The sequence below is a fragment of the Mycobacterium palustre genome (assembly GCF_002101785.1).
Lineage (GTDB): Bacteria > Actinomycetota > Actinomycetes > Mycobacteriales > Mycobacteriaceae > Mycobacterium > Mycobacterium palustre.
Window position 1 is genome coordinate 91,304 of the sequence record NZ_LQPJ01000127.1, and the last position, 10,901, is coordinate 102,204.

Annotated in this window: 7 protein-coding genes and 1 pseudogene; 4 read left to right on the forward strand and 4 right to left on the reverse strand. The window is 68.2% G+C overall.

Going from position 1 to position 10,901, the window contains the following annotated elements:
- Positions 1 to 3 precede the first annotated feature (3 nt).
- From AWC19_RS21450 to AWC19_RS21460, 3 genes are read left to right on the forward strand one after another with little or no spacing between them, the layout of a single operon-like run.
- Positions 4 to 579 carry an Mce protein gene (locus AWC19_RS21450; RefSeq protein ID WP_085080039.1) on the forward strand — a complete coding sequence of 192 codons (576 nt, stop codon included), beginning with the start codon at positions 4 to 6 and terminating at the stop codon, positions 577 to 579.
- The gene (locus tag AWC19_RS21455) at positions 576 to 1,211 is read left to right on the forward strand and encodes a hypothetical protein (protein ID WP_142281333.1); all 636 of its coding nucleotides are present in this window, start codon (positions 576 to 578) and stop codon (positions 1,209 to 1,211) included. Before AWC19_RS21450 ends, AWC19_RS21455 begins: the two co-directional genes overlap by 4 nt.
- The gene (locus AWC19_RS21460) at positions 1,211 to 1,711 is read left to right on the forward strand and encodes a CAP domain-containing protein (RefSeq protein WP_085080040.1); all 501 of its coding nucleotides are present in this window, start codon (positions 1,211 to 1,213) and stop codon (positions 1,709 to 1,711) included. The genes AWC19_RS21455 and AWC19_RS21460 overlap by 1 nt, the downstream gene beginning before the upstream one ends.
- A 4-nt stretch (positions 1,712 to 1,715) precedes the next feature.
- Here AWC19_RS21460 and AWC19_RS21465 read toward each other — a convergent pair.
- The 3 genes and pseudogenes from AWC19_RS21465 to AWC19_RS21475 all read right to left on the reverse strand — a co-directional run bounded on the left by AWC19_RS21465 (position 1,716) and on the right by AWC19_RS21475 (position 8,063).
- Positions 1,716 to 3,360: pseudogene (locus AWC19_RS21465) on the reverse strand (NAD-dependent malic enzyme).
- Between the two features lie 146 nt (positions 3,361 to 3,506).
- On the reverse strand, positions 3,507 to 3,809 hold the full coding sequence (locus AWC19_RS21470) for a hypothetical protein (protein ID WP_245849214.1): 303 nt from the start codon (positions 3,807 to 3,809) through the stop codon (positions 3,507 to 3,509).
- 120 nt (positions 3,810 to 3,929) lie between these two features.
- Entirely contained in the window at positions 3,930 to 8,063 is a 4,134-nt protein-coding gene (locus AWC19_RS21475) for a bifunctional nitrate reductase/sulfite reductase flavoprotein subunit alpha (RefSeq protein WP_245849217.1), read from the reverse strand.
- Between the two features lie 377 nt (positions 8,064 to 8,440).
- Here AWC19_RS21475 and AWC19_RS21480 point away from each other — a divergent pair, with 377 nt between their 5' ends.
- Positions 8,441 to 8,908 carry an LppP/LprE family lipoprotein gene (locus AWC19_RS21480; RefSeq protein ID WP_085080096.1) on the forward strand — a complete coding sequence of 156 codons (468 nt, stop codon included), beginning with the start codon at positions 8,441 to 8,443 and terminating at the stop codon, positions 8,906 to 8,908.
- Between the two features lie 38 nt (positions 8,909 to 8,946).
- Here the strand turns inward: AWC19_RS21480 and AWC19_RS21485 are convergent, their stop codons facing one another.
- Complete coding sequence (locus tag AWC19_RS21485) at positions 8,947 to 10,887, reverse strand: acyl-CoA dehydrogenase family protein (protein WP_085080042.1); 1,941 nt, start codon at positions 10,885 to 10,887, stop codon at positions 8,947 to 8,949.
- Between the last annotated feature and the right edge of the window lie 14 nt (positions 10,888 to 10,901).

The following is a 10,901-nucleotide window of genomic DNA, read 5'->3' on the forward strand; positions in this document are numbered from 1 at the left end:
ACGATGGCCGAACAGGCTGAAGACGCCCAAACCCCCGACACGGCCGAAAGCGGATCCGAAAACCGGCCGGCACGCTGGCGGCGCCGGGTGACCCCTCGGCTCCCGCGCGCGGCACGGCCGCTGGTCGCCAGCGCCGTGGTCGTCGCCAGCCTGGCCGGACTGGCGGGCTGGCTGGGCTACCGCGCCTACCAAGAGCACGTCGCAAACGCCAAGCGGGACCTGTTCGTTCAGGTCGCCCGCCAGGGCGCGGTGAACCTCACCACCATCAACTACACCGAGGCCGACTCCGACGTCCAACGGATCCTCGATTTGTCGACCGGCGCCTTCCGCGACGACTTCGCGCAACGGTCCAAGCCGTTCGTCGACGTCGTCAAGGCTGCGCAGTCCAAATCCGAAGGCACCGTCACCGACGCGGGCCTGGAATCGCAGCGCGGTGACTCGGCGCAGGTGCTGGTGGCGGTCGCCGTCAAGTCCCGCACCGCCGGTGGGGAGGAGGCGCCGCGGGAATGGCGGATGCGGATCGAGGTCCGGTCGGTCGGCGCGGACGCCAAGGTGTCGAACGTGGTGTTCGTGCCATGACGACACTCAGGGACGACACCGAAACGGCCGTCGACGCCGACGCGGAAGCGGCGGCCGAGGCCGAAAATGCGGTGGCACAACACGACTCGGACGCCGCCGAGGCCGACCCGGCGCCCCACGCCGCGCCCGAAGCCACAAGGCGGCGACCGATCGCGTGGTCGCGGGCGCTTGCCTACGGGGTGTTGCCGGCGATCGCGTTGTTGCTGGCGCTGGCGGCCGGCTACTTCAAGTGGGCGGCCGGCTCGGCCGGCGAGGTTGACCGTGCGCGGTCCGAATCCGTGCGGGTCGCCGGGGAGGACACGGTCGTGCTGTTGTCCTACAAGGCCGACTCGGTGGACAAGGACCTCGCCGCCGCGCGCGAAAGGCTGACCGGTGATTTCAAGGACGCCTACACCGAGCTGACCCGCCAGGTCGTCATCCCCGGCGCGAAGGAAAAGCACATCTCGGCATCGGCCAAAGTGAATGCCGCCGCACCGGTTTCGGCGACCACCAACCACGCCGTCGTCATGTTGTTCGTCGACCAGACCGTGACCGTCGGCGACGGCGCGCCCACCGACACCCAGCCCGTCGTCCGGGTGACCTTGGACAAGGTCAACGGGCGCTGGCTGGTCTCGCGTTTCGACCCGGTGTGATGCGACGCCGCAGCACCCGGGTGGCCGCCGCGGCGGCGATCGCTGCGGCGGCGGCGGGGTCGTCGCCGGCGCCGGCCGCGCATGCCGACAACAAGCGGCTCAACAGCGCGGTCGTCTCCGCCGTCTACACGCTGCAGCACCAGGCGGGCTGCACGAACGACGTCGTCAGGAACAACGCGCTGACGCTGGCCGCCGAGTGGCACGCCGAGGACATGATCAACAACCGAAACGTCAACGACGACATCGGATCCGACGGATCGACGCCGCAGGACCGTGCCAACGCCGCCGGCTTCCGCGGCAAGGCCGCCGAGACGGTGGCGATCAACCCCGCGGTATCGATCAGCAGCCTAGAGCTGGTCAACCAGTGGTATTACAACCCCGACGACATGGCGATCATCCGCGACTGCGCCAACACCGCGATAGGGGTCTGGTCGAACAACAGCCTGGACCGCACCGTCGTGGTCGCCGTCTACGGGCAGCCGGACCCGCCCACGCGGTAGCACGTCAGTCGTAGACCGGCGCCCACATGGTGTCGGCCACGGCCTGGGCGACGTCGTCGTGCGTCGTGGTGGCCACCCCGTCTTCGACGGCCGCGTGATAGACGGCCTCGGCGACCGCCGTCGAGATCTCCCGCAGGTTCTGCACGTCGGGCAGCAGCGAATCCCCGGGGCTGGCCGGACTAGCCTGGGCGACAATGGCTTTCGCCGCCCCTTGCAGCATGCCGGGGGTGATCGTACGGGCCCGGGCGGCGATGACGCCCAGCCCGATCCCGGGGAAAACGAGCACGTTGTTGGCCTGGCCGATGGTGAAGAGGGTGCCGTCGTATTCGACGGGCGCGACCGGGGTGCCGGTCGTGATGAGCGCCTTGCCGCCGGACCACTGCAGCACGTCGGCCGGCATGGCCTCCATGCGGGAGGTCGGATTGGACAGCGGGAAGATCATCGGCCGTTCGCAGGACGCGACCATCGCCTGCACGACCTCTTGGGTGAACGCGCCGAACACCGCTGAGGAGCCCAGCAGGATCGTGGGTGACGCGAGCTTGATCGCGTCCACCAGCCCCACCCGATCCCCGGCGGCCACACCGAGCTGGTGGCGGTTTTTCGCGTACGGCACCTGGAACTCACGCAGGTCGTCCATGTCGTCGAACAGCAGCCCCTGCTTGTCGATCGGCCAGATCTGCGACCGGGCTTGCTCGTCGGTGGCACCGTCGGCCACCATCGCGTCGCAGATTTGGTCGGCGATCCCGATGCCGGCGGTGCCGGCGCCGAAGACGATCAGCTTTTGGTCGCGCAGCGGGACGCCGGTGACATGGCACCCGCCGTACACGGCGGCCACCACCACCGCGCCGGTGCCCTGGATGTCGTCGTTGAAGATGCAGTAATCGTCGCCGTAGGTCCGCAGGATGTTCCGGGCGTTGACGGCCCCGAAGTCCTCGAAATGCAAGATGGCTCGCGGGAATAGCCGGTGGGCGGTCTCGATGTAGCGCTTGATGAAGGCGTCGTACTCGGCACCGCGGCGCCGGGCGTGGCGGTTGCCCAGGTAGAACGGATCCTGCAGCAGTTGTTCGTTGTCGGTGCCGACGTCCAGCACCACCGCGATGCACCGCCGGGGATCGATGCCGCCGCCGGCGGTAGAGGGCCAACTTGCCCACGGCGATCTGGATGCCGCCGACACCCCAGTCGCCGATGCCGAGGATCGCTTCGGCGTCGGTGCACACGATCAGGTCCACGTCGTCCGGTTCGAGGGCGAAGGTTTCGAACGCCTCGGCGATCTCGTCGGGCTCGTCGATGCTTAAGAACAGCCCCCGCTGCCCACGGTATTCGTCGGAGAAGCGTTGAATGGCCTCACCCACGGTGGGCGTGTAGACGACCGGCATCAGCTCGGGCAGGTGGTCTTCCAAAACTTTGAAGTACAGCAGCTCATGGCGGTAATGCAGCTGCTCGAGGAGCAGGTTGCGGCCCAGATCGGTTGCCAGGCTTTGCAATTGATGCCACACCCGGTCGGCCTGCTGATCGAGGGTGAGCACCGCCGGGGGAAGCCGGCCGGTCAACCCGAGCCGCCGCCGCTGTTCGTGAGTGAATCCGACTCCGCGGTTCAGGCTCGGCACGGCCAACGCCGCCGGGATCCGCGGCGCGTGGGGATCGGTCATAGAGCAACCGTAACGCCGATGCCGGTGAACGCACCTTGAAGAGCTGCCGAAGCCCGGCTCGCCGTGGCGTCACCCCAGCCGAGACAACACCGCGTGGGCGCCCGGTGCCGAGCCGCGGTTCTAAGGCAACTTGGACAGCGCCGTCGCTAGTGGCTGGCCACGGATCGGGCCGCGTCGGTGTCGACGCGTTCCTCGTCCGCCGCGCCCTCGCAGGCGCACACCTGCGCCGCGCCCTGCAGCAATCGCGCTAACTGGCTGCCCTGTTTGCGGATCAGGTGCTGCAGGTAGACCTTGTCGCGCTTTTCCGAGGAGAACGCCAGGTCCAGGTTGACGGGTAGCCCCGCCCAATCGACGTGCCCGGGGCCCTGGGCGTCGGCGTACCGCCGCCGGCAACGCCGGGGGCAGACCGTCTTCATGAGCCCGTCGGTTCCCTCACACTCGCGAGCCACGCCCACGTCACTCCTTCGGATGCGCGACCTGATGAGTGAATGGTGCGGCAGCGATGTTTCGGCTGCGGGTGTGCGATGTTTCGGCCGCATTACGGCGTGCCCCGCCGCCCGCGAAAGTGCCTAGTAGACGTCGCGGTGATACCGCTTGTCGGCGCTGAGCGACTGGACGTAGGCCTTCGCCTCGTCCGGATCGAGGTTGCCGTGTTCGGCCGCGATGTCGCAGAGCGCGCGGTCGACGTCCTTGGCCATGGGGTTGGCGTTGCCGCAGACATACAGCTGTGCGCCGTCCTGCAGCCAGCGCCACAGCTCGGCGCCGCGTTTGCGCATCAGGTGCTGCACGTAGACCTTCTCGCGCTGGTCGCGGGAGAACGCCAGGTCCAGCTCGGTGAGGAACCCGTCGCTGCGCATCTGCTCGAGCTCGTCGCGGTAGTAGTAGTCGGTCTCGGCGTGCTGCTCGCCGAAGAACAGCCAGTTGGGGCCGGTGTGGCCGAGCGCGCGGCGCTCCTGCAGAAAGCCCCGGAAGGGCGCGATGCCGGTGCCGGGCCCGACCATGATCATCGGGGTGTCCGGATCGCTGGGGGGACGGAAGTTGCTCGACGCCTGCAGATAGACGGCGACGCGATCGCCGGGGGAGCGGTCGGCAAGGTAGGTCGAGCACACCCCGCGCCGTGGCACGCCCTGGAAGTTGTAGCGCACCGGCGAGACGGTCAGGTGAACCTCCCCCGGGCACACCTTGGGGCTCGACGATATCGAGTAGAGCCGCGGCTGAAGGCGTTTGAGGACCCGCAGCCACTCGTGGGCCGACGCGTGGACGGGCAGCTGGGCCAGCAGGTCGATGGACTGGCGCCCCCACGCCCAATCACTAAGGGCGGTCCTGTTTTCCGGCTTCAGCAGCTCGGCGAGTTCCGGATCGCCGGTGCGCTCCTGCACGAACCGCACCAGGTCCCGGCTGATGTGGGCGATCTCGATGCGTTCGGTGAGCGCCGAGCGCAGCGACATCAGCCCGTGTTCGCCGACCTCGACCGGGGTCTGCCCGTCCAGGCCGGTCACCGCCAGCCACTCGTCGACCAGCCGGTCGCTGTTGCGGGGCCACACCCCCAGCGCGTCACCGGCCTCGTAGTTGATCGTGTCCTGCGGCAGCCGGAAGACCAACTGCCGCACGTCCTTTGCCGACTGCGGTCGGCCCAGCTTGATGTTGCGGGCCATGTCGGTGATCAGCGGATGCTTCTTGGTGTAGCCCACCGCCGCGGGTTCGCTGGGCCGCCGGGACGGCGCGGCAACCGCGGAAGTAGCCGAAGGCGCCCCGCGGTCCCGGCCCGCCGGCGCCGACTCGCGGGCCAGCGCCCGCATGACGCCCCGCAACCAGGCGTCCGCCGCGTCGTCGTAGTCCGGTTCGCAGTCGACGCGGTCGACGATGCGGGTCGCCCCCAGCTGCGCCAGGCGTTCGTCGAGTTTGCGCCCGTGGCCGCAGAAGTCGTCGTAGTTCGAATCGCCCAGCGCCAGGACGGCGTAGCGGGTTTCGGTGAAACGCGGTGCGCCGTCGGAGGTCAGCGCGCGCCAGAGCCTGGCTCCGTTGTCCGGCGGCTCGCCGTCGCCGGTGGTGCTGGTGATCAGCAGCAGCTCCCGCGTGGTGGTCAGCTCGGCCGGCGGGAAGTCGTCCATCGCGTGCAGCGCGACCGGCACGCCGTTCTCGCCCAGCCGCGCGGCGATGGCGGCGGCCAGCTCTTCGGCGTTGCCGGTCTGCGAGGCCCACAGCACCACGACCGGCGCCCGCTCGGGCGCCTGGCTGGCGTCCGGTGTCGTGGACGCGGCCTCCTCCGCGGCGGCCGTCGACGCGGGCGCGTCGACGCGCGAGAACAATCCCGCCAGCAGGCCGTCGACCCACAGCCGGGTGGCCGAGTCGAACGGGGCGTTCTGGGGCAGCGTGGGCACGCCGGCCGCGCGTCGGCCCGCCTCGGACCGCAGCCCGGTGATCAACCCGGACAAATACGAGCGGCCCAGCGGGCCGATTTCGGGCGCCGGCTCGTTGCCGATGCCGACGAGCCGGGCGAAGGCGTCGACGGGCGCGAGGCTGATCGCCTCGCCGTCCCCGCGGTGTTGGTGCTCCGGCTCGTCGGGCGTCGAATCCGCTTTGCCCACACCGACCTTCGTCAGGGTGACCGCGCACGCCTTGAATTCCACTTGATACGAGATCGGGTCGACGGCGTCGTTGGTGACGGCGTTGATCGACAGGTACTCGCCGAAGACGTCGTTCCAGTGGAACGGCGCGAAGCAGTCACCGGGGCGCACCCGGTCGGTGACCACCGCCGGCAGCACCGCGCGGCCGCGGCGGGACGCGATCTCCACCGGATCGTCGTCGGAGATCTGCAGCCGCGCCGCGTCGTCGGGGTGGATTTCGACGAAGGGCCCGGGGTTGAGCTTGTTGAGCTTGGCCACCTTGCCCGTCTTGGTCATCGTGTGCCATTGGTGCGGCACACGCCCGGTGTTGAGCAGGAACGGGTAGTCGTCGTCGGGCATTTCCTCGGGCAGCAGGTGCGGGCGCGCGAAGAACATCGCACGGCCGCTCGGCGTCGGGAAGGCCAGCCGCGGCACGGTACCGTCCTCGCGGACCAGCCGCCGCTGGCTGACGCCGTCGTTCAAATACCGAATCGGGTTGCGGTCGCAGCCGCCTTCGGGCGGGCACGGCCACTGCAGCGGAGTCCGGCGCAGCCGGTCGTAGCTGGCCCCGCGCAGGTCGTAGCCGGTGTCGGGGTTCCAGAACCGCTTGATCTCCTCGAAGACCTCCTCGGCGGATTCGTAGCTGAAGGCGTCCGAATAGCCCATCGCGCAGGCGATCCGGGCGATGATCTGCCAGTCGGGCAGCGCCTGTCCGGGCGCCTCGACGGCGGGCTGGAACAGCGTCAGGTTGCGCTCGGAGTTGACCATCACCCCTTCGGACTCGGTCCACAAGGCGGCGGGCAGCAACACGTCGGCGTATTCGTTGGTCTCGGTCTCGGTGAAGGCGTCCTGGCTGATCACCAGCTCGGCCTTCTCCAGTCCGGCCAGCACGGTCTTCCGATTGGCCACGGTGGCAATGGGATTGGTGCAGACGATCCAGCACGCCTTGATCTGCCCCGCGGCCATCCGGGAGAACATGTCGATGGTGCCGGTCCCGACCTCGGTGCGCAGCGACCCGCGGGGGATGCCCCAGTGGTCTTCGACGAACTCGCGGTCGGCGGCCGACGTCAGCGAGCGCTGGCCGGGCAGACCCGGTCCCATGTAACCCATTTCGCGACCGCCCATCGCATTGGGTTGGCCGGTCAGCGAGAAGGGGCCGCTGCCGGGCCTGCAGATGGCGCCGGTCGCCAGGTGCAGGTTGCAGATCGCGTTGGTGTTCCAGGTGCCGTGGGTGCTCTGGTTGAGCCCCATCGTCCAGCAGCTCATCCAGTTCGCGGCTTCGCCGATCCAGCGGGCGGTGGTGCGGATGTCTTCGGCTGCAAGGCCGGTGATTTCGCCGACCTTGTCGGGGGTGAACTGCTTCAAAAAGCCGGGCATGGCCTCCCAGCCCTCGGTGAACTGGGCGATGAATTCGTCGTCGGTGTGGCCATTTTCGACGATCAGGTGCAGCAGCCCGTTCAGCAGGGCCAGATCCGTGCCGGGTGCGATCTGCAGGAACAGGTCCGCCTTCTCCGCGGTCGCGGTGCGGCGCGGGTCGACGACGATGAGCTTGGCGCCCGCCTTGACGCGATCCATCATGCGCAGATACAGGATCGGGTGGCAGTCGGCCATGTTGGCGCCGATGACGAAGAAGACGTCGGCGTGGTCGAAGTCCTGGTACGACCCGGGTGGTCCGTCGGCGCCCAGCGAAAGTTTGTAGCCGGAACCGGCGCTGGCCATGCACAGTCGCGAGTTCGCCTCGATCTGGTTGGTTCCGATGAACCCTTTGGTCAGCTTGTTGGCCAGGTACTGGGCCTCGAGCGACAGCTGGCCGGACACGTACATCGCGAACGCGTCCGGGCCGTGTTCGTCGACGATGGCTCGCAACCGCTGGGCGCACCGGGCGATGGCGTCGTCCATGTCGATCGGCTCGGGCTCCTCGCCCCGGTCGGCGCGCAGATACGCCGAATCCATCCGCCCGGGCGCGGCCAGCAGGTCCGCGGTGGTCGCGCCCTTGGTGCACAGCCGGCCGAAGTTGGCCGGGTGGCTTTTATCTCCAACGGTTTTCGCGACGTGATCGCGATCGCTCTCCGGGGCCCTTGTGATCTGCAGCACCATGCCACAACCGACGCCGCAGTAGGCGCACAGGCTATTCACGGTTCCCTCGCGGGCGCCATGAGGCGTCTTGGCCACGCCTGCTTACCTCCCTCCAGCGCGCACGGGCCCACGACACCAAATGGTGCGACCGGGATGTTTCGGCACCGGGCGTCCGATGTTTCCGCCGTTTTACGGCTTGCTCTCACCGGCCGCTAAGCGCTGTGTGAGCGTCCCGAGGGTGCGTAAGCCAAAACGGGTAATCGCAGGTCAACGCCGATCCGCGACCTCGTCCACGTTACCGGCGGGGTCTGCCGATTCGCCGCTCGAAAATGGCCTTCCGACGAAACAAATGGCACATTCACAGTTTTCGTTAAGCTCACAATGTGCGTCGCTTGTTTGTGATTGTGCTGATTTTGTTGGCCCCCGCCTGCGGCGGCAAATCGACGACGCCACCTGCCTCGCAAGCCGATACCTGCAAGCAATCCGACGGGCCGACGTCCGACACGGTGCGCCGGGCCATCGCGTCGGTGCCGGTGGAGGTGCCGCGATCGAGTTGGGTCGAGATCGCCCGCGGGCACACCAAAAACTGCCGCCTGTATTGGGTGCAGATCATCCCCACCATCGCCAGCGAGTCGACGCCCCAGCAGTTGTTGTTCTTCGACCATGACAGGCGGCTGGGCCCGGCCACGCCGAACCCGAAGCCCTACATCACCGTGCTGCCCGGCGGCGACGACACCGTGACCGTCCAGTACCAGTGGCGGGTCGGCAACGAAGAGCCCTGTTGCCCCAAGGGCATCGGCACGGTGAAGTTCCGCATCGGTTCAGACGGCAAGCTGCAACCGCTGGGCAAGATCCCTCACCAATAGCGCTGGGGCACAGCCAATGTCGATGCCCCGGCGGGATCTCAGGCCGGCAGGTTCTCGGGGTGCAGCATCTCGGCGTAGCGCAGCGGCTCGGGGATACCGAACCCGTCGATCAGCGTCTCGGCGTATGGGCGCAGGGCCCGGCAGCGGTCGTTGATGCCGCGGGTGACGGCCTTGGCCCGTTCGGTGGACAGGTAGCGGTGCTCGATGTACCAGGCCTTGTCGTCCTCGATCACCGACAGCGCATACAGGTCGCAGACGATCCCCAGCACCTCGCGGGCCTGCTCGTCCTCGCACGCGTCGATCCCGGCGACGAAGGCTTCCAACACAATCCGGTCGATGTGGGCGCTCGCCGCGTGCAGCACGTGATCCTGCACCGCGTTGAACGCGTCGAATTGCGGCATCTCCTTGGACTTGGCCTGGAGCCGGCGTGCCACCGACGCCAGCAGGTACTCTTCGCGGTCCTCGAACATCTTGATCTGGGTGCCGCGGTTGAACAGGCTGCCCTCTTCCTCGCTGTCCTGGCGGGTGTCGACGATCGTCTGGATGATCGTCTCCGCCGCGGTGCGTTTCAGGACGCGTTCGCCAACGGTGTTGGCGGCGAAGCGAACCCACTCGACCGGGCTCATGCTGCGGATGTCGTCGGCGTACGCCGTCAGCAGCTCCTTGGCCACCAATTGCGTGAGCACGTGGTTGTCGCCCTCGAAGGTGGTGAACACGTCGGTATCGCCGCGCAGCCCGATCAGCCGGTTCTCGGCCATGTAACCCGCTCCGCCGCACGCCTCGCGGGCCTCCTGGATGGCGCGCGTCGCGTGCCAGGTGTTGGCCGCCTTGAGCCCGGCGGCGCGGGCCTCCAGCTCGCGCTGCTCGTCGGCGTCCGGGGAGTCGGCGGTCTGCAGGTCGTGGCATTTGCTCACCAGCTCGTTCTGCGCGAACTGCAGCGCGTACGACCGCGCGATCAACGGGAACAGCCGGCGCTGGTGCACCAGGTAGTCCATGATCAGCACTTCGGTGTCCTCGTCGGGCGCGCTGAATTGCCTGCGCTGCAACGCGTATCGCGTCGCGATGTCCAACGCGACCCGGCCGGCGGCGGCCGCGCTGCCGCCCACGGTGATCCGGCCGCGAATGAGCGTGCCCAGCATCGTGAAAAACCTGCGGTTGGGGTTCTCGATCGGCGAGCTGTAGGTGCCGTCGGGTGCGACGTCGCCGTACTTGTTGAGCAGGTTCACCCGCGGCACGCGGACGTTGTCGAACACGATGCGGCCGTTGTCGACGCCGGGCAGCCCGCCCTTGTACTCGCAGTCCGACGTTGTCACCCCGGGAAGGTCGTTGCCGTCCGCGTCGCGGATCGGGACCAAAACGCAGTGCACTCCGTGGTTGACCGGCTCGCCGTTCTCGGTGGTGATCAGTTGTGCGAAAACCGCTGCCATGGTTGCGGTCTCGGCCGCGCCGCCGATGTAGTCCTTGCGGGCGGTCGGCGTGGGGGAGTTGACGACGAACTCCTCGGTCTCCGGGTCGTACGTCGCGGTCGTCTCCAGCGACTGAACGTCGCTGCCGTGTCCGGTCTCGGTCATCGCGAAGCAGCCGCGCAACTCGAGGCTGATGATCGTCTTTACGTAGGCCTCGTGGTGGCGCTCGGTGCCGAGGTTCTCGACGGCGCCGCCGAACAACCCCCATTGCACTCCGGCCTTCACCATCAGCGACAGGTCCGACATCGCCAGCATCTCGATCATCGTGATCGCCGCACCCACGTCGCCGGTACCGCCGTGCTCCTTGCGGAAGTTGTCGGCGGCCGCGCCGAACGCCGCCATGATCCGCATTTGCTCGGCCACCTTGGCGCGCGCGATCACGGTGTTGGGCGTGTAGTGCGGGCGGAACAGGTCCTCGGTCATCGTGGCCCGCATCCGGTTCTTCACGTCGCGCCACCGCCCGTCCAAGGCATCGCGCAAATGTTGGGCAGTGGTTTTAGTGTCTGGCGCCATAGGGTGACGTTAAC